This is a genomic window from Enterococcus sp. AZ109, from assembly GCF_051714625.1.
Lineage (GTDB): Bacteria > Bacillota > Bacilli > Lactobacillales > Enterococcaceae > Enterococcus_A.
The window spans coordinates 476,784-500,160 of record NZ_JBIOSF010000001.1; the positions used below are offsets into that span (position 1 = coordinate 476,784).

20 protein-coding genes and 1 riboswitch are annotated in these 23,377 nt (G+C 38.8%); of the genes, 1 reads left to right on the forward strand and 19 read right to left on the reverse strand.

What is annotated here, in order from left to right:
* Positions 1-23 precede the first annotated feature (23 nt).
* From purB to clpB, 6 genes are all read right to left on the reverse strand, one after another.
* Positions 24-1,319 (reverse strand): adenylosuccinate lyase, encoded by a 1,296-nt coding sequence (gene purB, locus IGI42_RS02290; protein WP_438714037.1) that lies wholly within the window; start codon positions 1,317-1,319, stop codon positions 24-26.
* A 14-nt stretch (positions 1,320-1,333) separates the two neighbouring features.
* Positions 1,334-2,455: a 5-(carboxyamino)imidazole ribonucleotide synthase gene (gene purK / locus IGI42_RS02295; RefSeq protein WP_438714038.1), complete on the reverse strand. Its 1,122-nt coding sequence runs from the start codon at positions 2,453-2,455 to the stop codon at positions 1,334-1,336.
* A complete protein-coding gene (gene purE / locus IGI42_RS02300) occupies positions 2,448-2,936 on the reverse strand; it encodes a 5-(carboxyamino)imidazole ribonucleotide mutase (protein ID WP_438714039.1) in 489 nt (162 codons plus the stop codon). The genes purK and purE overlap by 8 nt, the downstream gene beginning before the upstream one ends.
* Before the next feature lie 149 nt (positions 2,937-3,085).
* On the reverse strand, positions 3,086-4,408 hold the full coding sequence (locus IGI42_RS02305) for a nucleobase:cation symporter-2 family protein (protein ID WP_438714040.1): 1,323 nt from the start codon (positions 4,406-4,408) through the stop codon (positions 3,086-3,088).
* A gap of 2 nt (positions 4,409-4,410) precedes the next feature.
* Positions 4,411-4,992, reverse strand: a complete 582-nt coding sequence (locus IGI42_RS02310; protein ID WP_438714042.1) for a xanthine phosphoribosyltransferase — start codon at positions 4,990-4,992, stop codon at positions 4,411-4,413.
* Positions 4,993-5,067: 75 nt separating this feature from the next.
* Positions 5,068-5,165: riboswitch (purine riboswitch) on the reverse strand.
* A 93-nt stretch (positions 5,166-5,258) separates the two neighbouring features.
* Positions 5,259-7,862, reverse strand: coding sequence for an ATP-dependent chaperone ClpB (gene clpB / locus IGI42_RS02315; RefSeq protein ID WP_438714044.1), 2,604 nt, complete (start codon positions 7,860-7,862; stop codon positions 5,259-5,261).
* 249 nt (positions 7,863-8,111) lie between these two features.
* Here clpB and IGI42_RS02320 point away from each other — a divergent pair, with 249 nt between their 5' ends.
* Positions 8,112-9,122, forward strand: a complete 1,011-nt coding sequence (locus IGI42_RS02320; RefSeq protein ID WP_438714045.1) for a zinc-binding alcohol dehydrogenase family protein — start codon at positions 8,112-8,114, stop codon at positions 9,120-9,122.
* Between the two features lie 23 nt (positions 9,123-9,145).
* Here the strand turns inward: IGI42_RS02320 and IGI42_RS02325 are convergent, their stop codons facing one another.
* From IGI42_RS02325 to murC, 13 genes are all read right to left on the reverse strand, one after another.
* Positions 9,146-10,195, reverse strand: a complete 1,050-nt coding sequence (locus IGI42_RS02325) for a lysylphosphatidylglycerol synthase transmembrane domain-containing protein (protein WP_438714046.1) — start codon at positions 10,193-10,195, stop codon at positions 9,146-9,148.
* 144 nt (positions 10,196-10,339) lie between these two features.
* The gene (pepT, locus tag IGI42_RS02330) at positions 10,340-11,569 is read right to left on the reverse strand and encodes a peptidase T (protein ID WP_438714047.1); all 1,230 of its coding nucleotides are present in this window, start codon (positions 11,567-11,569) and stop codon (positions 10,340-10,342) included.
* A 22-nt stretch (positions 11,570-11,591) separates the two neighbouring features.
* A complete protein-coding gene (locus IGI42_RS02335; protein WP_438714048.1) occupies positions 11,592-12,707 on the reverse strand; it encodes a Nif3-like dinuclear metal center hexameric protein in 1,116 nt (371 codons plus the stop codon).
* Positions 12,694-13,404 carry a tRNA (adenine(22)-N(1))-methyltransferase gene (locus IGI42_RS02340; RefSeq protein WP_438714049.1) on the reverse strand — a complete coding sequence of 237 codons (711 nt, stop codon included), beginning with the start codon at positions 13,402-13,404 and terminating at the stop codon, positions 12,694-12,696. Before IGI42_RS02340 ends, IGI42_RS02335 begins: the two co-directional genes overlap by 14 nt.
* 113 nt (positions 13,405-13,517) lie before the next feature.
* Positions 13,518-14,444: a primosomal protein DnaI gene (gene dnaI, locus IGI42_RS02345; RefSeq protein WP_438714050.1), complete on the reverse strand. Its 927-nt coding sequence runs from the start codon at positions 14,442-14,444 to the stop codon at positions 13,518-13,520.
* A complete protein-coding gene (locus IGI42_RS02350) occupies positions 14,444-15,769 on the reverse strand; it encodes a replication initiation and membrane attachment family protein (protein WP_438714051.1) in 1,326 nt (441 codons plus the stop codon). Before IGI42_RS02350 ends, dnaI begins: the two co-directional genes overlap by 1 nt.
* Before the next feature lie 66 nt (positions 15,770-15,835).
* Positions 15,836-16,312 carry a transcriptional regulator NrdR gene (nrdR, locus tag IGI42_RS02355; protein WP_438714052.1) on the reverse strand — a complete coding sequence of 159 codons (477 nt, stop codon included), beginning with the start codon at positions 16,310-16,312 and terminating at the stop codon, positions 15,836-15,838.
* A 97-nt stretch (positions 16,313-16,409) separates the two neighbouring features.
* On the reverse strand, positions 16,410-17,006 hold the full coding sequence (gene coaE, locus IGI42_RS02360) for a dephospho-CoA kinase (protein ID WP_438714053.1): 597 nt from the start codon (positions 17,004-17,006) through the stop codon (positions 16,410-16,412).
* Positions 17,007-17,010: 4 nt separating this feature from the next.
* Positions 17,011-17,841, reverse strand: a complete 831-nt coding sequence (gene mutM / locus IGI42_RS02365; protein WP_438714055.1) for a DNA-formamidopyrimidine glycosylase — start codon at positions 17,839-17,841, stop codon at positions 17,011-17,013.
* A 46-nt stretch (positions 17,842-17,887) separates the two neighbouring features.
* Positions 17,888-20,527 (reverse strand): DNA polymerase I, encoded by a 2,640-nt coding sequence (gene polA / locus IGI42_RS02370; protein ID WP_438714056.1) that lies wholly within the window; start codon positions 20,525-20,527, stop codon positions 17,888-17,890.
* Positions 20,528-20,674: 147 nt separating this feature from the next.
* The gene (locus tag IGI42_RS02375) at positions 20,675-21,355 is read right to left on the reverse strand and encodes a Bax inhibitor-1/YccA family protein (RefSeq protein ID WP_438714057.1); all 681 of its coding nucleotides are present in this window, start codon (positions 21,353-21,355) and stop codon (positions 20,675-20,677) included.
* The gene (locus IGI42_RS02380) at positions 21,348-21,803 is read right to left on the reverse strand and encodes a MaoC family dehydratase (RefSeq protein ID WP_438717000.1); all 456 of its coding nucleotides are present in this window, start codon (positions 21,801-21,803) and stop codon (positions 21,348-21,350) included. The genes IGI42_RS02375 and IGI42_RS02380 overlap by 8 nt, the downstream gene beginning before the upstream one ends.
* 187 nt (positions 21,804-21,990) lie before the next feature.
* The gene (gene murC, locus IGI42_RS02385) at positions 21,991-23,325 is read right to left on the reverse strand and encodes a UDP-N-acetylmuramate--L-alanine ligase (RefSeq protein WP_438714058.1); all 1,335 of its coding nucleotides are present in this window, start codon (positions 23,323-23,325) and stop codon (positions 21,991-21,993) included.
* Positions 23,326-23,377: the final 52 nt, after the last annotated feature.

A 23,377-nucleotide genomic window follows, 5' to 3' on the forward strand; every position in this document is an offset into this window, starting at 1 on the left:
GATGGTAACATATAGTCCATTACCTATTTAATCCCAATTCGCTCGAAGACTTGATCAACATTCTTTAAATGATAATTATAATCAAAAGCATCATCTAAATCGCTCTTTGATAACACACTAGTAATTTTTTCATCAGCTTCCAACAACGGACGGAAGGCAGTCTGATTGTCCCACGCATAAGCTGTTTTCGGTTGTACCAAGTCATAGGCTTCTTCACGAGTCATACCATTGTCAATCAGCTTCAGCAATACTCGTTGGCTGTAAATTAAGCCAAAGGTCGCATCCATGTTGCGCTTCATGTTTTCAGGGAAGACCGTTAGATTTTTAACAATATTACCAAAACGATGCAGCATATAATCCACTAAGATAGTAGTATCAGGAACAATAATCCGCTCAGCTGATGAGTGGGAGATATCCCGTTCATGCCACAAAGCAACATCTTCGTATGCCGTTACCATATGACCACGTACCACACGAGCCAGTCCAGTCATATTTTCTGAACCGATCGGATTACGTTTATGCGGCATTGCTGACGAACCTTTTTGTCCTTTAGCAAAGAATTCTTCTACTTCACGCGTTTCTGACTTTTGCAGGCCACGAATTTCAGTGGCAAAGCGTTCAACAGAAGTTGCAATCAATGCTAACGCTGAGAAATATTCCGCATGCAAGTCTCGTGGCAATACTTGCGTAGAAATTTCTTGCGGGCGAATGCCTAAGTGTTCGCAAACATACGCTTCAACAAAAGGTGGAATATTAGCAAATGTACCGACAGCACCAGAAATCTTTCCAGCTTCGACTCCTTTAGCCGCACGATCAAAGCGTTCAATATTGCGTTTCATTTCAGAATACCAAGTGGCTAATTTTAAACCAAAGGTCGTAGGTTCTGCATGTACACCATGCGTACGTCCCATCATAACTGTATATTTGTGTTCTTTCGCCTTTTCACCGACGATTGTCAAAAAGTCAGCTAAATCTTTGCGTAAGATATCATTGGCTTGTTTATATAAATAACCATAAGCAGTATCTACTACGTCAGTACTAGTTAAACCGTAGTGAACCCATTTACGTTCTTCACCTAACGTTTCAGAGACCGCACGTGTAAAGGCTACTACATCATGCTTTGTAGACTGTTCAATTTCTAAAATACGGTCAATATCAAAATCAGCATTCTCACGAATTTTTTTGACATCTTCTTTTGGAATATCACCTAACTCTGCCCACGCTTCATCTGCTAAAATTTCAACTTCCAGCCAAGCACGGTAACGATTTTCATCGCTCCAAATTTCACCCATTTCAGGTCGTGTGTAACGAGGTATCATGATTTTTTCTCCTTTTAATCCCAGATTTCAGTATTTTTGATTTCTTCAAGTGTTCTAGCAATATCATCAGTCAATAAAGTTATGTGCCCCATCTTGCGACCTTGTTTTGCCACAGCTTTCCCATAATAATGAAAATGCCAATCCGGTTTTTCATCAATAATCTCATAGGTTCCCAGAAGGTGTTCGCCTAAAACATTGACCATTACCGCATCAGATAAAAGCTTCGGCTGAGCTAGTGGCCAACCACAGACACCTCGAATATGCGCATCAAATTGACTAATGGAACATGCCTCAATTGTATAATGTCCTGAATTGTGTGGACGTGGGGCCATTTCGTTAACATATAGAGCGCCCGCTTTAGTTAAAAACATTTCCACGCATAGTGTGCCTACCAAATCTACACCTTCTGCGATGACTTTAGCAATACGCTTAGCTTCTTCAACTACTGCTGAATCAATTTGAGCTGGCGCGATGGTTTCATGCAAGATATTATTGCGATGAATATTTTCAACAACTGGAAATGTTACATATTCCCCATACCCGTTACCGGCAACTAAAACAGAAAGCTCCTTTTCAAAAGGTATCCATGCTTCTAACACACAAGTTCCTGAACGCAATAAATTCATGGCAGGCGCTAAATCAGAGGTACCTTTCAATACATACTGTCCATGCCCATCATAACCGCCACGAGTAGTTTTCAACACACACGGAAAGCCAATACCTTCAATAGCATCTTGAATGTCAGTTGGACTAATAATGGTTCCATAGGGTGCAATAACAATATTGTTACTCTCTAAAAAAGCCTTTTCCATCAAACGGTCTTGTGTGACTGCTAACAAATCTGTTCCTTGAGGGATGTTAGCGTGATCGATGATTTGATTCAACGTATCTACATCGACATTTTCAAATTCATAGGTAATAACCTGTGTTCGACGTGCCATCTCTTCTAACGCTGCCTGATCATTATAAGGCGCAACAATGTGCCAATCAGAAACTTGCGCAGCTGGACAATCTTCCGTAGGATCTATGATACCCGTACGAAATCCCATCTCTTTCGCACTGATCGCCATCATGCGACCTAATTGACCGCCGCCAACGATTCCAATCGTGGCGCCCGGTTGTAATGGTTTAACCAAGTTGTTCACTACTTTCCAATACAGATTCTTTCATTTTCCGACGCTTTTGTTCTAAACGTTCAGCTATGGTTTCATCATACATTGAAAGCATCTGTGCCGCAAGTAGACCTGCGTTTGTTGCCCCTGCTTTTCCAATAGCCGTTGTAGCTACTGGCACACCACCAGGCATTTGAACAATCGATAAAAGCGAGTCTAACCCGTTTAGTGCTTTAGATTGAACCGGTACTCCGATCACTGGTAAGGTAGTTTTCGCTGCAACCATTCCCGGTAAATGAGCAGCACCGCCTGCTCCAGCAATAATAACTTTTATTCCTCTTCCACGAGCCTTTTCTGCAAAATCGAACATTAAGTCAGGTGTTCGATGTGCTGACACCACCTGCTTTTCATATGAAATTTTTAGCTCATCTAAACTGTCACATGCATGTTTCATTGTTTCCCAATCTGAGGTACTTCCCATGATAATCGCTACTTCTGGCTTCATAAGTTGCTCCTTTCATTTGTCATTCACATTCTATCAATCAATCAAATTTAAGTCAAAACAATATTCGAATGATATTTAATTTTTTACGACTATCGTTCGTATTTGGTCAAAAAAAGACATGTGTCGAGTCCGACACATGTCTAGAATTTTTACGAGTGTAAATGTGAAGCTTTTGCAACCTCTGGAGACACTTTCGATTTGCGAGGATATCCATGAAAAACTAAATTCAAAATAATTGCAGAAAGGCTGCTCATAACGATACCATTGCCAGTAAACATTTGAACAGTTTCTGGTAATTGGTTAAATAAAGTTGGCATCGCATTGAATCCTAAACCAAATCCAATCGAAATAGCGATGATCAAGAGGTTTTTTTCATCATGAAAGTCAACACTCGATAACATTTTCATTCCTTGGACAGCTACCATACCGAACATCACAAGCATCCCGCCGCCTAAAACAGGTTCAGGAATGATCTGTGCCAGCGCACCGATTTTCGGAAATAGGCCTAAGATAATCAAGAAAAATGCCGAAAAGTAAATAGGTCTGCGGGTCTTGATTCCAGATAACTGAACCAAGCCAACATTTTGCGAAAAACCAGTATATGGGAAGGTATTAAAAATCCCACCTAAAACTACCGCCAATCCTTCCGCCCGGTAACCACGCTTCAAGTCATCCTCCTGTACCTTTTTACCAGTAATGTCACCTAATGCAAAGTACACACCTGTTGATTCGACCATGCTTACTATAGAAATAATGATCATTAATAGAATCGAGGACACATCAAAAGTTGGTGTCCCGAAGTAAAAAGGCTGTGGAACATGAAATAATGGAGCATGACCAATTGCAGAAAAATCTACTTGTCCTAAGGCCATCGCTAGTAGCGTACCTCCTACTAAGCCCACCAGAACGGCAATTGATCGAACAAAACCTTTTCCGAAAATTTGTACTACTAAAATAAGTGCGATTGTTACAAAAGCTAGCATTAACGTTGTTGGGTTCCCAAAGTTTTCAGCCGTAGCATCACCACCACCCATTTTAGTAATCGCTACTGGGATCAGAGTTAAGCCAATTGTAGTAATTACGGTTCCAGTTACTACTGAGGGAAACAATTTTTCTACTTTAGAAAAAAATCCAGCAATCAACACAATAAAGACCCCTGCGGCAATTATCGAACCATAAATCGCTCCGATTCCTTTATTTTGACCAATTAGAATCAACGGCGCAACTGCTTGGATAGCACAACCGAGAACAACTGGCAGACCAATTCCAAAAAATTTATTAACCGTTAGTTGAAGTAACGTTGCAATACCGCACATGAAAATATCAATGGAAATCAAATACGTCATTTGTGATTCATTAAATCCTAAACCTGTTCCGATTAATAAGGGAACAGCCACCGCTCCCGCATACATTGCTAATAAATGCTGCAATCCCAGGACAGCGGCTTTTCCATTTCCATCTTGCTTTGACAAAATTATGCATCCTCCTCTAAAAATGCTACTTTACCGTCATTTAGGGATTTGATTCTAGCAAGAGAAACGACAGAGATACCCATGTCTTCTAATAATTGACGACCATCTTGAAAGGATTTTTCAATCAGAATACCAATACCAGCTACTTCAGCTCCAGCTTGTTGACACAATTCAATCAAACCTTTTGCTGCTTGACCGTTTGCCAAAAAATCATCAATCAACAATACTCGATCCTCATTAGACAAGAATTTACGAGAAATTGAGATCGTGCTAGTTACTTGCTTAGTAAATGAGTAAACCGAAGAAGTTAATAATTCCTCATCCATAGTTAAGCTTTTAGACTTGCGGGCAAAAATCATTGGTACTTGTAAAGCTTGGGCCGCATAAACCGCAGGTGCAATTCCTGATGACTCAATAGTGACAACTTTCGTGATTTTTTGATCAGCAAAAACTTCAGCAAAACGTTGGCCAGTAGCTTCCATCAACACTGGATCAACTTGGTGCGTAACAAACTCGTCAACCTTCAATACACCATCACCCAATACTCGTCCATTTTTCTTAATACGATCCGTTAATTCTTTCATGATTCTCTCCCTCTCTGTGGTCTTTTGTTTAAACAAAAGACGCACCAATTCTGCAAAAAGCAAAAAAGGTACGCCAAACGTACGATTTTTGCTTATAGTCTTGCGTTTACGGCACAAGGTAGAAACTGTCATCCCTATCATGACGATATATAAGCGTAAAAATATAGTAGCATTATCCACATTTTGAAAGAAAAAAGCAAGCGAAAATGATAATTCATGAAAAATTTCATCACAAATTTATCATTTTCACTTGCATCGCTCAACTATCAGTCTTCAATTGGTTCGTTTTGAAAGACCAATTGATCGGCTAACAGTTCTATCGTCACTTGCGTTTTTGGCAACACGCGACCAGCTATAATTTCTTTAGCTAGCGGAGTCTCTACCTCGCGAGTAATAAAGCGTTTCAACGGTCTTGCTCCATATTGTGGTTCGTAAGCATTTTCAGCTATCCAAGCTTTTGCTTGATCAGTAATGACTAATTGTATTTCTTGATCCTCTAGTCGCGAGGATAATTGTGCCACTAATTTTTCAACGATACCTTTAACGTTCTCTAAGCTCAACGGAGTAAACAAAATCGTATCGTCAATCCGGTTCAAGAATTCTGGTTTAAAATGACTTCTCAGCAGATTCATTACCTGCTCTTGGATTGGTTCGGGAATCTCTCCATCGGCGGTCACACCGTCTAACAATAGCTGTGAACCGATGTTACTAGTCATAATCAATACTGTGTTTTTAAAATCAACGACGCGCCCCTTCGAATCAGTCAAACGGCCATCATCCAAAACTTGCAACAAAATGTTAAAAACATCTGGATGAGCTTTCTCGATTTCATCTAATAAAATGATAGTGTAAGGATTACGACGCACAGCTTCTGTTAATTGACCGCCTTCTTCATAACCCACATAACCAGGAGGTGCTCCAACTAAACGTGAGACGGAATGTTTTTCCATGTATTCACTCATGTCAATCCGCACCATGTGATCTTCGGAGTCAAATAAGTTTTCAGCTAATGCCTTAGCAAGTTCAGTTTTTCCGACCCCCGTTGGACCCAGAAATAAGAATGAACCCAAAGGTCGGTTAGGGTCTTGTAGTCCTGCCCGAGATCGCAAGACTGCATCGCTCACAGCATCGACAGCTTCATCCTGCCCAATCACTCGTTGGTGCAGTGTATTATTCAGACTCAACAGTTTTTCTCGTTCACCTTCCACCAGTTTAGTAACTGGAATCCCAGTCAGACGAGCAACTACTTGAGCAATTTCATTTTCAGTAACAGATTCTTGTACCATACGAATATCATTGGACTCATTTTTTGCTTCCAAGTCTGCCAATTCTTTTTCCAATTGTGGAATCGTGCCGTGGCGCAAAACTGCAGCTCGTTCTAAGTCATAATTATTTTCGGCATCTTCTAATTCATGTTTCGCTTGATCGATTTCTGCCCGTTTATTGGATACTGCATTGACTTCTTCTTTTTCAGTTTCCCACTGCAGCTTCATGGCATTGGCTTCTTCCCGTAAGTCCGCCAATTCTTCTTGTAGATTACTTAGACGTTTTTTACTGGCATCATCCGTTTCCTTTTTCAAAGCCGCTTCTTCAATCTCTAGCTGCATTAAACGACGGGTTACTTGATCCAGTTCAGTTGGCATTGAGTTCATTTCCACCCGGATGCTTGCACTGGCTTCATCGACTAGATCAATTGCCTTGTCTGGTAAAAAGCGATCCGTAATATAGCGATCCGACAGTGTAGCTGCAGCTACCAACGCATTATCATGAATATTTACACTATGGTGAATTTCAAATCGTTCTTTTAACCCCCGCAAAATACTTATTGTATCTTGAACAGTCGGTTCTTTTACCAACACCTTTTGGAATCGACGTTCTAATGCCTTGTCTTTTTCCATATACTGTCGGTATTCATCTAAAGTTGTTGCTCCGATTAAATGTAATTCTCCACGAGCCAGCATTGGTTTTAGAAGGTTTCCAGCATCCATGCTACCTTCTGTTTTACCAGCACCAACAATGTTATGAATTTCGTCAATAAACAATAAAATTTGACCGTCTGATTTTTTTACTTCTTTTAAAACAGATTTCAAACGCTCTTCAAATTCACCTCGGAATTTAGCACCAGCAATCAACGAGCCCATGTCTAAAGAAAAAATCGTTTTGTCTTTTAAATTTTCTGGAACATCTTTACGAACAATACGTTGGGCCAACCCTTCGACTATCGCAGTTTTACCAACACCGGGTTCTCCGATCAACACAGGATTGTTTTTCGTTTTACGAGATAAAATCCGAATCACATCGCGAATTTCTTCATCACGACCAATAATTGGATCTTGTTTCCCATTTTTTACTTGTTGAACCAGATCAACACCATATTTTTCTAATGCTTTGTAGGTTTCTTCTTGGTTTTGAGAAGTCACACGATCCCCTCCTCTAATTTCTTCAATATTCTTCTGTACTTCTTTTTTATTTAAGCCCGTTTGATTCAAATACTTAGTCAAACGATAGTTTTTTAAATTCATCAGAGCAAGTAAAATAATCTCAGTTGAGAGATACTCGTCTTGGAATTGTTCCCGCAATTTATCCGCTTCACTCAATAGTGAAAACAAATTTTGACTAAGGTTCTGACCGTAGCGCACATTGCCTCCAGCAACAGTTGGATACTCATCTAATGCTCGATCCACTTCCTTTTCAAAGGCTTCCACGTCAACTCCGGCATCTGTGTAAAAATTACGTCCAAAATGGTTAGGCTGAAAAAATATCTTCCATAAATGAGCAATATCAATCTCTTGGTGTTGGCGGGTTACTGCAATTTGTTGTGCTTCAGCAATGGCTTCTTGCAAGGTGGTGGTCATTTTTTCAATATTCATTTAATTACCTCCTTTGACCTTTGAGGTTTCCCTCACACATAAAATTATACTCCTTTGGTCAAAATTGGTCAAAAATTTTCTATATAAAAAGCATAACTTTCGTAGACTTTTAAGGAAAATGCTACAATTTTTTTACTGGGCAATCGCTTAACTTTGTATAGCTAGGTAGATAGCTAAAAAATTAATCGCATAATTAGATGAAGACCTCGATAAATATAGTTTTGTAACAATTCATAAGGAGATGAGTAGATGATTTCTAGAGCAATTGGCTTTGAAAAAGGCTTCGGATTAGCTGATGGAAATTTTTTTGAAACATTTGAAATTATGCTACCTAAATTAACTGAATATGACGTAATGGTCCAAAACATTGCGATTTCAATCAATTCCATTGACACCCAACTTCGTCAATCAGGAAAAGGAACCAAAGCACCACATATCTTAGGATTCGACAGCGTTGGTATTGTCACCCAAGTTGGAGGAAAAGTTCCAGACCTTGTGGCTGGCGATCGGGTCCTATTTGCTGGCACTACAACTCGATACGGCAGCTATAGTGAGAAACAAATTGTCGATTCTCGAATTATTGCAAAATTGCCAGAAAATCTTTCCGCAGAAAAAGCAGCTGCAATGCCCTTAGCTTTTTTAACTGCTTATGAATTGCTCATTGAAAAGATGGGATTAACTGCGAAAGAAAATTGCAATATCGGAACGATACTTATTATAAATGGCGCTGGAGGTGTGGGTTCCATCATGATTCAATTGGCGAAATGGCTTGGTTTGACTGTTATTGCTACCGCATCACGACCAGAATCAATTAAATGGTGCACAAGTTTAGGCGCTGATTTCGTTATAAATCATCGTAAAAATTTGACAAAGCAAATAAATAAATTAGGTTATGATTCATTACCATACATAGCTGTGTTGCATTCTGCAGACCAGTATTATGATGAAATGTCTGAGTTATTAAGTCCACTTGGAAATCTTGGCTCAACAGTTACTACTGCCAAAGACCATGATTTAACAAAATTACAGAAAAAATCTGGCAGCTTTGTTGGAGAATATATTTTTGCTAAGACTGATTATAACTTCCGTATTGAAACCCAAGGTAAAGCCTTAACATTATTGACAAAATTATTATCTAAAGAAATGCTTCAATCAACTTTGACCAAAACGTTAGATGGTTTTTCTCCTGATGTCATGTATCAAGCCCATCAACTCGTTGAATCTAATCAGCTGATTGGAAAGTTAGTAATCCGCTATTAAGTGAAGAATAACCAAAAAAGAAGTTACGATTGCTCGTCAACTTCTTTTTTGGTTTCTTTTGCTTCTTCATATTCTGTTTTGATTTCTTTTTGTTTAGTTATTAGCACATAAACCATACCTATTAAAAAAGGCATCAAATAGGTTGCATAACGATATAACAATAAAGAAGATACTGCATCAACATCATCTACAATGTGCTTAAATAGCAGGACATAGACAAATTCCAGCCCGCCAATTCCTCCCGGCGCTGGCAAAACACCACCCAATGTAACAGTAAAACTAATCAGTGCAATAGACAAAGTTATCGACAAATTTGGATAGCTCTGACTCAATATAAAATAGGGGATAACATACCATACTGCCAATTTTGTCATATTAGAGGCAAACACTTTGAACACCACCGGTTTATCTTGGATGAATGTTTGGATCGTCTCCCGTAATGAGTAAAATTGTAAATTGGCACGGTCTACTAGGTCTCTCCACCGCTGTTTTTTAAAGATGCGATTAGAAATCTTTACAAAGACTACTTGAGCACTGACATTTAGGCTGAATAAAAGCAACACAGCAACAATTGCTAAAGTTACTGACATACCAATTAAAACAAGCATAATACCATTAGGGACTTCTTGTTGCAAAACGTCTGATTCTAAAAATAGGAAAATGATCGCCCAAATCATCACTGCAATTTTATAGGTAATCATCCTTAGCGCGGTTACCCCAGTCCCCTGAGACAATTTCAACTCTTTTTTGCGATAATAAATAACTTCTGCCACGATTGATCCTGTGCCAAAGGTCACTACTCGGTAAAACGTCGCATAGGCAGATGCAAAGAAACCATCCATAATAGAAAACGATGGATTGTATTCTCCTGCAATATTTTTTATCGTATACCCTTCGATCAGCTGACTTATTACCCCAAAAGCAGTAACACCAGCTAGAATCGGCCAAGGTGTGGTTGTTAATTCCTCGAAAATTTCACCTAAAGAGTCGCGGATAACAAATATAATTAATCCGATTACCACCAAAAATAAGAAGATGTTTAAGAACAACTTTCGATTGGCGGAAAGTTTCATGATAAGCCCTCATTTATCTGTTTTGTCTAGCCTATCATACTATTGGTGTTGGAGCAAAAAAACTAACCTAAAAAAAGACTTCTTACTCATATTACACAAATTACTTATGTAATCATGAGCAAGAAGTTCAACAATCAAGTTGTTTTATTTAGCATTATTTTCAATAATTTTAACTATCACGTCGATTGCCTTTTCCATTGTTTGCAAGGAAACAAACTCAAAACGTCCGTGCATATTTTCGCCACCGGCAAAAATATTTGGAGTCGGAATTCCTAGGAAAGAAATTTTTGAACCATCTGTTCCACCACGAATCGGTTCAATGACCGGCGTTACACCAACTTCTTCCATCGCACTTTTGGCTAACTCAATCACCGTCATATCCTTCTCAATAACTTCTCCCATGTTATAGTACTGATCATACATATCAACTACCACACGCTCAGTATCGAATTTTTGGTTCATTTCTTTTTGAATCGCTAAAATCAGTTCTTTGCGTGCTTCAAATTTATCACGATCATGATCACGGATAATGTAGGTCATTTTTGCCTCTTCAACGTTTCCGTCCAAAGCTAATAGATGGTAGAAACCTTCTCGACCTTCCGTTTTTTCAGGTCTTTCACCTTCTGGCAATTGGTCATGAAAATCAATTGCTAATTGTAAAGCATTTACCATTGTATTTTTAGCAGTGCCGGGATGAACATTCTTACCTACCAATGTGATAGTCGCTTGCGCTGCACTGAAGGTTTCAAATTGTAATTCACCTAATGGTCCACCATCCATTGTGTAAGCAAAATCTGTATCAAACTGCTTCACATCGAATTTATCTGCTCCGATACCAATTTCTTCATCCGGTCCAAAACCCACTCGTACTTCGCCGTGTTTAATTTCAGGATGTTGAATTAAGTATTCCATTGCCGTCATTATTTCAGCAATGCCTGATTTGTCATCCGCACCTAAAAGAGTTGAGCCATCCGTTGTAATTAAGGTTTGATCTTTATAGTTTTTCAAATTAGGAAAATCTTTAGTGTTCAAGGTATATTTTCCGTCTTTGTCCAATTTTATTGTTGATTCACCATCATAATTTTCAATAATTTGAGGATTCACACCTTCAGCATTGAAATCAGCGGTATCCATGTGGGCAATGAAACCGATTGTACGAACCTTTTCATCTATATTGCTTGGTAAAGTTGCGATGACATACCCATTTGACTCGTTATAGATAATATCTTGCATCCCAATCTCTTCTAATTCCTTCATCAACTCGTGGGCAAAAGCTACCTGAGTTTGGGTAGTTGGAGTGGTCATGCTTGTTGCATCCGAACGAGTTTCTGTTTTTACATAGCGTAAAAAACGTGGTAATAAATTTTCGTACATACTGTTTCTCTCCTCTACAATTTTATTTAAAAGAAAAAGGATTGGTTGAGACTTCTGAGACAAAGAATGACACATTCCAATCCTCTTCGTCTTTCCATTGATTAAACAGTGCAACCATTTTTTCTTTGCACAGCATTTCGATATAGTGCCCTGGATCGATCACTACCATTCCTGTTTCTTGCATATCGTGCGCAGTATGATAATAGACATCTCCAGTAATGTAAACATCAGCACCTTGACGTACAGCGTCTTTATAAAACTTTTCTGCACTGCCACCACAAATTGCGACTCTCTGAATCGTTTCTTTGGATTGCTTAGGATAAACAACTCGAAGTCCTTCTAAATCAAAAGCCTTTTTCACCTGCTGTACAAATTCTTCTGTTGAAACAGGTTTTGCTAACTCCCCAATTCGGCCGATTCCATATTTCATGGGTGAATTATCTAATGTGTAAACATCATAAGCAGGCTCCTCATAGGGATGAGCTGCCAGCATCGCAGACACAACTTGATTCTCGATCGTTTCCGGAAAAATAACCTCAATTTTACTTTCTTGGACTTGTTCTGGCTGATTTACTTCGCCAATAGTGGGATTTGCATCTCCAACCGGCGTAAAACGCCCAGTACCTGATAAAGTATATGAAGTCGCTTTATAGTTTCCTTGCTTCCCAGCACCGGCGTTGGCTAAAGCTTCGCGCATCTCTTTTGCTTGATCCATCGGAACATAAACCGCCAGTTTTTTCATAGGGATCGAATGACTTTCAACTAAATAAGTTGTATCCTCAACTCCCAACAGTTCGCAAAACCAATCGTTCAATCCATCGGGAATAATGTCCATATTGGTGTGGGCCGCATAAACAGCTATATCATGCTTCAATAAATCAGCGTACATCTTAGTCTGAACATCATCCGTTACTAAACGATCAATCGGGCGAAAAATTGGTGGATGCTTCACCACCAGTAAATCAATTTTTTTATCGATAGCCTCAGCTACTACCGCTGGACGCACGTCTAGGCTCATCATCACCCGTTGAATATCCTTGTTTAATGTTCCAATGTGTAAGCCGACCGGATCGCCTTCTTCAGCTAACCATTCTGGACAATACCGGTTAAAACGCTCAATAAATTTACTTGCTTTCATGTAAAACCTCCTGAATCCATTGAATTTCTTGCTCAACTTGTTTAATTTTTTCAGTTAGCTGCTGATCACTTCTTGCTAAATTTGCGCGAACCTTTTCCAGCTTAGTAAGCTGACGTTGCCATTTTTCTAAAAAAATTTCAGACCGCTCATTCAACAAAAACGGACCAAACAACAATTCCTGTGGTGCATACTCGACAGGATCTTCCAATTTTTCTGCCACAATTACTTCATAAACCTTGCGATGATCTTCCAAAATTTCTTCAGCAGTAATTGTATAACCTTCGGCTGCCAACCATTTTCTCAATTGCTTTTCACCCACATTGGGTTGAAGTATAAGTTTTTCGGTACCCGACAATCGCTGGAGATGTTTACCACGAGCTAAAATATCGCGAATCAATACGCCGCCCATTCCACAAATCGTGATAGCATTTATATGATCTTTTAAAAAAACTGCTTCTAAACCATCTGCCAAGCGGACTTCAATCGATTGATCCAGTCCATTTTTAGCTACTTGTCTTTGTGCCGCTTCATAAGGTCCTTGAACCACTTCACCCGCAATTGCATACTGGATTTTTTTATTTAGCACGAGAGCAACCGGTAAATAAGCATGGTCTGAACCAATATCTGCTAATCGTGCATCCTGTGGTACGTAGTTTGCCACTATTTGTAAACGTGGCGATAATTCATTGGCATTCATTAAGTCACTTCCTGTCTTTAATTATAGCACTCATCAAAAAAAGCACCCCAAAAAAAGACGAATCGGCTTCGCTTTTTAATGGGGCATTTTGTTTTTTCTCAGCAAATTCTTTTTTAACCGTTTCGCCGATTCTCACCAATCATCCAAATTTCTTTACTTAGATAGCGAATTCGTTCCATAATCCGTTTGGCTTTTAACGGTTCTTCATCTCCTCGTTGGGTAACAGACAAGTGTTCTTCCAACTGCAGCATGTCAAAATTAGATGAAAAGAACGTTGGCAATTGTTCCTGCATCCGATATTGAAGAATGACTCCAAGAATATCATCTCGAATCCAAGCACTCATTGAATCAGCGCCAATATCATCAATCATTAAAATGGGGGCTCGTTTTACTTCATCCAACTTTGGTCCCACTTTATCCGTAGAGATCGCTTGTTTCATTTCACTGGCAAAAGTTGGAAAGTGAACTAATGTTGTCTCATGTCCTTTTACTGCCAGTTCATGAGCCATTGCACCTAGTAAATAAGTTTTTCCTACTCCAAAATCCCCAACTAAATATAAAGATTTGTGAAAATCTTTTGGCGTTGCATGATACAGGTTGATAAAGTCCAAGGCAGCTTCCAACGCTTCACTTCTTCCAGAGGTTACCTCAAAGGTGCGTATTGAAGCTTGACGAATGTCCTTAGGCATATCGACTGAATTAATCCGGTTACGAATTTCTTCTTCTTTTTTACGTTTCAATAACTCATCTGTCGGCACATAAGTAACATCAATAAAGTGAAAGTTAAGAGCTAATTTAGGTTCATACCCAGGAGCTATCATCGTAGGATCATTCGCTAAAAATTTTTTCTTTTCTTGAACAAATTCATACAGCTTAGCAAATGATTTTTCAATATCTTCTTGTGTCAACTTAGCCTTATGCAATTCAATGAAGCTGCGGACATCGGTATCCTGCAACACTTCTTGCATCATTTCGCGATAGCGTCCATCTACACCACGAGATTTTATAATTCGGTTTAACTCTTTGCCTACATCTTCCATTAACTTTCACCCTCTTTGTTCAAATATTCTGCCAACTTACGATTGAGTTCAGCCTCTTTTTCTGGACTAATTTTTTTCTCTTTCGGCGGTTCTTTAATATGTGATGGCAGCGTTTCTTTTCGGCCTGGTGTCTTACGAACTCCGGTATTTCGGCGACCCGAACTTGTTTTCTTCACTAGTTTTTGATCTGCCTGGCGAACGTGCACTATAGCTTCTTCAGGTCGTTGGATTTTTCTTTGTGCCCAGTCATTAGCGATCGCATTCAGATAATTTTGATTAATTATCGCTTGATTTTGTATCACTAAAATATAATTGATTAAAATATTTACTACACTATTCGGAAATAAATGACGACTGAGAAGATCTTCAATTAAGCGAATTTCTTGATTAGTTTCATAGCCACCCTTTTGTTTCTTGATCGCTTGCAAATATTTAATCGGTGGGATTGTTTCACTTTGCCGAATAATTTCTTGTTCCGCCTTCGAAAAACCTTCAGAAAGTGTCGTTGTGGCTGACATCTCTGTCGAATTCTGAACAGGGGCTATTTTCGCTTGCTTTGATTTTACAATTAATTTTCGTAAAAACGGCAGTTGAATTTGATTTCTCTCGCTAGATTTCACAGCAAAATCTAACATTTCCATCTCATCAATTCCATACATTTGATGTAACGCATCAAGTTTTTCTTGATCATCCTCAGCTAAATTCAGATTGAATTTTTTTAATTGTTGACGGAAAAATTTCCAGTCAAACTTACTGGTAGGTGTTTCTGGCATAATAAATTTCTCGTGAGTATCATCAAACAGCTCAGCATTTGACTCAAAACGGTCTTCTTCAAAACGATAAACATCACGAAAACGTTTAGTAATGTTTGTTAATCCTTCTGTTGGAATACTTTTAGGACGGAAGCGATCAACTAAACGTTGAAACCGCCTTTCACCAATTTTTTCCACTAGCAAATAGCACATTAGCGCGTCTTGAAAAAACGTAGTCGGGGTCAAAGGATTTATTAACTGGTAATACATTAGTAACCCTAAATCAGAGTCTTCCTTTTGGTAGGTAGTCATTAAACCTATACCCTCTAATTTTTCTCGTCCTTTTACCATAGCTGCTAACCCATTGTCAATCGCTGCTAACAAATCAGCATGCATCAACTCAGGACTTTTGCCTTCGATGGTAATGTCTCCTGATAAGCTCAAATAAAGGCTTAATGCTTCAGCACCGATAATCGGCTGGTATAAAAAAAGTAAAGATTGTTGGCGACTTTCATCAAGCTGAGGACTGCCATAGACAGTGTAAATCGTCGTTGGCTTTAATTCAGATGTCACAAACTAGCCCCCTAAATAAATCTATGTTAACCATTCGAATTGCTATACTTTCCTTCATAAAGCAGTCTATTCTTTTGCATCTGTGGATTTTGCTTTATCCACGATTTCTTGTAATTCTTTCAAGAAAACCGACATATCTTTGAACTGACGATAAACGCTAGCAAAGCGAATGTACGCAATTTCATCTACATTCATCAGGTCTTCCATGACATACTCACCAATCTGGCTGGTCGATACTTCATTTTCACCTAAACTGCGAACACGGTTTTCTACATGGTCCACTATTTGTTCCATTTGTTCCATAGCGACAGGTCGTTTTTCAGCTGAACGAATTAATCCACGCAAAATTTTGTCGCGATTAAATTCTTCTCGATCACCATTACGTTTAATTACTAAAAGTGGTACGGCTTCAATTCGTTCAAAGGTCGTGAAGCGGAAACCACAATTTTCACATTCTCGTCGTCTTCGAATAGCGCGTCCATCATCAGTTTGCCGACTATCAATGACTCTGGAGTTATTATGATTACATCTTGGGCAACGCATGTTTTTCACCTCTCAGATGATATTATTTTATTGTAACACGAGTTTATCATATCCCAATGGCTAAAAAAAGCTTTGTTGTGTTTTTTGAAAATCTTTATTAGTCAAAGTCTTGTTTTTTTAACCATTGAATTACCTGGTGCTTTGTTTCTTCCATGCTCCCACGATTATCAAAAACGAAATCGGCAAGTTGTTTTTTTTCTTCTAAAGACATTTGACTTCGGATGCGACTTGTCGCTTCGGTTTCCGTCAGATTATTTCTACGCATTAGTCTTTGCATCTGCGTGGCTTGATCGACATATACTACCGCCACAGCGTCCATTTTTCTTTCATAATGTCCCTCGAATAATAGTGGAATATCTGCAATTACTAATGGGCTATCGAGTTTGGCTGTGTTGATTTGTTGATCGATTTCATCACGAATATAAGGATCTAGAGTATGATTAAGCTTTTGACGTTCCTTAGCATCTGAAAAAATGAGATTCCCTAATTTTTTGCGATTAAGTGTTCCGGCTGATGTGATAATTTCTCCGCCAAAAACATCTATTAGTGCTGCTAATCCAGGTGTGCCCGGTTCAACCACTTGGCGCGCTACAATGTCGCCATCTACAACTGGAAATCCAGCCTCTCGAAATATCTTTACTACCGTTGATTTCCCGCTGGCAATACCACCAGTAACTCCTAACACATAACTCATGTTTTCACCTCTTCAATTGTTGACAGTGGGGACAGTAATGAGTACCACGTTGAGCAACTTTTGTTTTGGCAATCGGTGTACCGCAACGTGGACAGGGGTTCCCAGTTTGCCCGTAAACATTAAGCTCTTGTTGAAAGTGTCCGGCTTCGCCAAGAGCATTCAAGTATGTCCGAATCGTTGTGCCTCCAGCTTCCTTAGCTTTAGTAATCACAGAAATAATTGCTTGGTGCAATACCTCAATTTCTTTTCTAGTTAAGGTATTCGCAGGTTGTTCAGGATGGATTTTAGCCAGCCAAAGTACCTCGTCAACATAGATATTACCCAGACCAGCTACGATTTTCTGATTTAGCAGCAAAGGTTTAATCATTGTATGCGCCTTGTTCAAGCGTTTTTCAAATTCAACTACATCAAAGGTCTCCTCAGTAGGTTCAGGTCCTAATTGTTGAATACCTTTATACTCTAAACCTGTATTCCTCTTCATTAAACTCATTCGACCAAACTTACGCACATCATGGTAAACCAATTCAGATCCATCAGTAAAAATAAAACGTACATGGCTATGTTTATCTAATGGCGTTGCTTTAGAAAAAAACTCATATTTTCCTTCCATCCGTAAATGTGAAACCATATCGTAATGAGTAAAGTGAAAAATCAAGTATTTCCCTCTTCGACCTACAGATTCAATCGTCTCTCCCACTAACTCGTTACGAAACTGATCCACTTCAGGTGATTCAATTATTTTAGGCCACAGCACATCAACTTCACTGATGGTTTTTCCGATAACTAATGAAACTAAGCCTCTACGGACTGTTTCAACTTCTGGTAATTCTGGCATTATTTGTCACTCCTAAGGGAAAAGCTGGAAATTTTCCAGCTTTTAGTTATTTTGCTTCATACCAAGTTTTTCCCCAACTGCTGTCTGTGATTAATGGAACATCTAGTTGCACAGTATTTTCCATTACTTCTTTAACCAACTGATCCAATGTTTCTAACTCCGTTTCAGGTACTTCAAACACTAACTCATCATGCACTTGTAATAGCATATTAGCTTGTAGTTTTTCAGTTTTTAAGCGCTTAGCTAGTTCAATCATCGCTAATTTTAAAATATCTGCTGCACTACCTTGAATAGGGGTGTTGATGGCTGTTCGTTCAGCAAACGAGCGAACATTGAAATTTCGAGAATTAATATCTGGAAGATACCGGCGACGATTGTAGAGTGTCGCTGAATAACCTAGATCTTTTGCTTCACGAACACTTTCTTCCATATAACGTTTCACATCAGGATAATTCTCAAAATACGTATCAATATACTCTTGGGCAGCTTTACGAGAAATTCCTAAGTTTTGAGACAAACCATAATCAGATATCCCATAAACAATCCCAAAGTTCACTGCTTTCGCATCGCGACGCATATTCGGTGTCACTTGATCTTTCTCAATACCAAAAATTCGCATTGCTGTGCTGGCGTGGATATCCATCCCTTCTTTGAAAGCCTCGATTAAATGCTTGTCACCCGAAATATGGGCCAACACTCGTAACTCAATTTGTGAATAGTCCGAAGAGTAAATCAGCCAGTCCTTCTCACTAGGCACAAAAGCTTCTCGAATCTTGCGGCCTTCTTCCAACCGTATCGGAATATTTTGCAGGTTAGGATCCACCGAGCTTAAGCGTCCTGTTTGTGTCAATGTCTGCAAGTAGCGGGTATGCACTTTATTATCAGACTGAATTACTTTTAATAAGCCCTCAACATACGTCGATTGAATCTTAGCAATTTGGCGGTAATTTAAAATATCTGCCACTATCGGCGCTTGCTCTTGCAACTGTTCTAAAACATCCACTGCAGTAGAATACCCCGTTTTAGTTTTCTTAATTACTGGCAATTCCATCTTCTCAAATAGAATAACCCCTAATTGTTTCGGCGAATTAATATTGAACTCTTCACCGGCTTCTTCATAGATTCTTTGCTCGATATCTTGCAGTCGTGCTGAAAATTCCCCACGCATATTTTGAAGACGTTGTGCATCAACTGTAATCCCCATGATTTCCATTTCAGCTAGAATACGGGACAATGGCAATTCCATTTTGTAAAACAGTTCATCTTGTTTCTTTTCTTCTAGACCTTTTTCTAGGTGATTACTTAAAAAGTGGATCGCATTAACTTTACGAGCCAAATGATTATAAAAGACCTCTTCGTCTTCTGGCAGACCTTTTTTTGCACCCTTTCCATAAACCTGTTCGTCTGGTTGGATCTCTGTGTACCCGTAATGCTGGGCTACTCCTGCAATATCGTTACTATTATCATTAGTATCTAGTAAATAGGCAGCAAGCAACACATCAAAGTTAATGCCTTCAGTTTTTGTGATGTAACGATTCAATGCAACATAAGTCCGTTTTGCATCATACACTTTTTTACCGTTAGCCGTTTCCAGCCAAGCTTTAAAGTCAGCATTCTCAAAAATTGCCAAGTCGTCAGTTACGTACACTTTCTTTTTGGTCCCCCAAGCAATACCCACAATATCGGCTGTGTGGTAGTTATCCTCCAGCATTTCCACATACAAAACTGAATCTGCGGAGAACATGGACGCATCATATTCATTTACTACTTGATAAATGATATCTTCCATCTCTACTTGCTCTTCTTCTACATTCAACTTGCTCAAGAACTGTTTAAAGTCCATCTCTTTATAGAAGGAAACTAATTTGTCCATGTCCTTACCAAAATAAGCCAGCTCTTCCAACGAAATTGTAACGGGTGCATCTGTAACAATCGTTGCCAGTTCTTTTGAAAGAAAGGCTTGTTCTTTGTCATTAATCAAGTTTTCCTTCATCTTGCTTTGTTTCATTTCATCGATGTGTTCATAAACACCTTCGACACTACCATATTCTTTCAGCAACTTAATCGCAGTTTTTTCACCAATTTTAGTCACCCCAGGGTAATTATCTGAGGTGTCACCAGCTAATCCTTTCATGTCAATGATTTGATTAGGTGTAAGACCATCATATTTTTCAGCTACATGTTCAGGTGTATAAGACTCAATATCACTAACACCTTTTACTGTAATGTCTACAGTAACCTTATCATTAGCTAACTGAGTTAAGTCACGATCTCCTGAAAGAACAACTACTTCAAAGTCAGCATCAGCCGCTTGTTTAGCCAAAGTGCCGATAATATCATCTGCTTCATAGTTATCCAATTCATAATGTTTGACGCCTAGGCCTTGTAATAGTTCGCGAATGTAAGGCATCTGCTCACGAAATTCACTAGGCGTTTTTGAGCGCCCTCCTTTGTATTCGCCATACTTCTCCGTTCGGAATGTCGTTTTCCCAGCATCAAAGGCTACCAAAACATGGGTCGGTTTTTCCCTATCCATTACGTTCTCAAACATGTTGTTAAACGCATAGATTGCATTCGTGTGCAACCCATTTTTATTTTTAAACCGTTCCAATGAATTATGTAAAGCAAAAAATGCACGGAAAGCAACGCTATTTCCATCTACTAGTAAGAGTTTATTTTTAGTCATTTTATCGACTCCTTTACGCTTTATTCTACCAAAGTATGCCTTAAATTGAAAAGCATCCAAGTCACAAAAAAGACTTCTCAAGCCAGCATGCGATCGTGAGGCTGATTTGAGAAGCTTAATCATCAAAAAAAGGCGATTGCTCGCCTTTTAGTTATTGCTGCCGAAGATACGTAAGAATGAGATAAACAAGTTGATAAAATCAAGATATAGTTGTAATGCCATAAAGACCGCAACTCCTGAACCTGCTTGACCATTTGTTTGTTGGTAAATTCGACGGATCATTTGATTGTCATATGCAGTAATTGCTGACATAATCACCACCATCAAAATAGAAATAAATAGATCTACTACACCACTGTGCAAGATGAAAATATTTAATAGCATTGCGATGATAATACCTATTAAACAACTTAAGGCTGCTCGTCCAATACCTGACAAATCACGTTTAGTAAATGTACCAACTAACGACATCGCTACAAACGTTACAGAAGCCGTAACAAATGCTTGTGTAACTGTCCCAATTTCGTACATCGCCAATGTGACTGACAAAGTCAATCCATTCAACATTGAATAGGCGATAAACCCACCAATTGCCAGACTAGGGTTTGTTTGTGCCTTAGCTCCTAACATAATGACTAAGATAATTTCTACGATCCATAAGCCAAAAAAGCCTAGCGGAAATCCATTAACAAAGTTAGCTACTTGCACAGTAAATACTTCTAAAGTCAAGTACGATACAATTGCGCTAATCCCAATCCCTAAAGCCAGGTAGCCATAAATCTTCCCGTAAAATCGATTTAATCCAGTAATTGCTTGTTGATTATTCATTTGTTTCCTCCTCTAGTTTAAAAGTTGGTGGCTTAACCATCACAACCGCATCTAAAATTCGTTTTTCTTCACTATTTGTCGCTTCTACTGAAATAGTGACCACATCTTTCATTTTGTCTACTTTGATCACTTCAAATTCAAAAGTTAAGGTTTCGTAATGATACACCGGGTCGATAAAATTGATGGAAAAGTTCACGACATGGGAACCAGGACCAGGCAGATGCTTAGAAATTGCACTCGTGATAATCCCCATTAACATGATTGATGGTACAACCGGACGTTCATATTCAGTCTCTTTAACAAAATCATGTTGAATATATAGTGGATTTGCATCATTCGTTAATCCCAGATACAAGAGCAACTGATTGTCTTCGATTGATTCAGTTAAGGATAACGAGTCCCCTTCCTCGATTTCATCAATCGTCTTTCCAATTTTTCTCGCCTTCATATTATACAAATCGTTTCCCTCCGTTGTTTAATCTTATTCATATTTTATCAGAACGTCGTAAAAACACAAGCTGGTTCAATTCTTTACAAGATAAATCTAAGAATCAAGATTTTTTTGCATTTTTTAAGTCAGAAAAGACTGATCTAATCCGAGATTAAACCAGCCCTTTGCTTATATATTTTATTACTTATAATACATTTCTAGTTGTGTTGCTCAAAAGATCCTCATACGCACGTTCAAAACGTTGGACATCTCCTGCACCCATGAAGATAACAACGCCGTTTTCATAGTCTAACAACGGAGACATATTGTCTTCTTGCATAACTAGGCCACCTTTTTGTACCTTGTTTCCTAAATCTTCAATCTTCACCTCACCACTAGTTTCGCGGGCTGAGGAGAAAATATCTAATAAATACACGCGATCTGCTTTATCTAAAGCTTCTGCAAATTCATCGATCAAAGCAATCGTACGACTGAACGTGTGCGGTTGGAAGACAGCAATTAATTCTTTATCTGGATATTTTTGACGAGCCGCATCGATTGTTGCAGTAATTTCAGCTGGATGATGGGCGTAGTCATCAACAATAACCATGTCTGCAACCTTCTTTTCGCTAAAGCGGCGCTTTACTCCAGAGAAGGTCAACATTTCTTCTTTTACTTTTTCCATATCTAAACCTTCAAAGTATGCCACTGCTAGAACAGATAGTGCATTCAAAATATTATGTTTACCATATGATGGTACGGAGAAACGCCCAATAAAGCAGTCTTTGTGGTAAACATCAAAAGCTGAACCATTAGTTGTGCGAACAATATTACGCGCTTGAATATCATCATTATCAGACAAACCGTAAAAATAAATAGGTACATCCGTCTTTAATTTACGCAAATACTCATCGTCGCCATAGGCAAAGATCCCCTTTTTGACTTGTGAGGCCAATGTTTGGAATGCTTCAAATACATCATCAATACTCTTGAAATAATCTGGATGATCGAAGTCAATGTTGGTCATGATGGCATAATCAGGAGAGTACGCTAAAAAATGACGTTGGTATTCACAAGCCTCAAATGAAAAGAATTTTGCATCTGGAACACCATGTCCAGTGCCATCACCAATTAAATAACTAGTTGGTGCAAGCCCACTGAGTACATGTGACAGCAGACCAGTCGTACTAGTCTTCCCATGAGAACCCGTTACTGCAATACTGGTATACGGTTGAATAAACTGCCCGATAAAATCATGGTAACGAATGACTTCCAAACCTAATTCTTTAGCACGGACTACTTCTTCATGCGTATCAGGAAAGGCATTTCCAGCAATGATTTTCATCCCAGGTTGAATATTTTCTTTGTCAAAAGGCAAAATTTTAATTCCAGCTTTTTCCAGATCACGTTGGGTAAAAAAGTATTTTTCAACATCTGATCCTTGCACCTGATAACCTTTTTCAAATAAAACTAGTGCTAAAGAACTCATTCCTGAACCCTTGATTCCAACAAAATGATAAAGCGTATCCTTGTTATTCATCTTATCCCTCTATCCTCTACTTTGGTACGTTTTGTTCGACTCACATTATCGT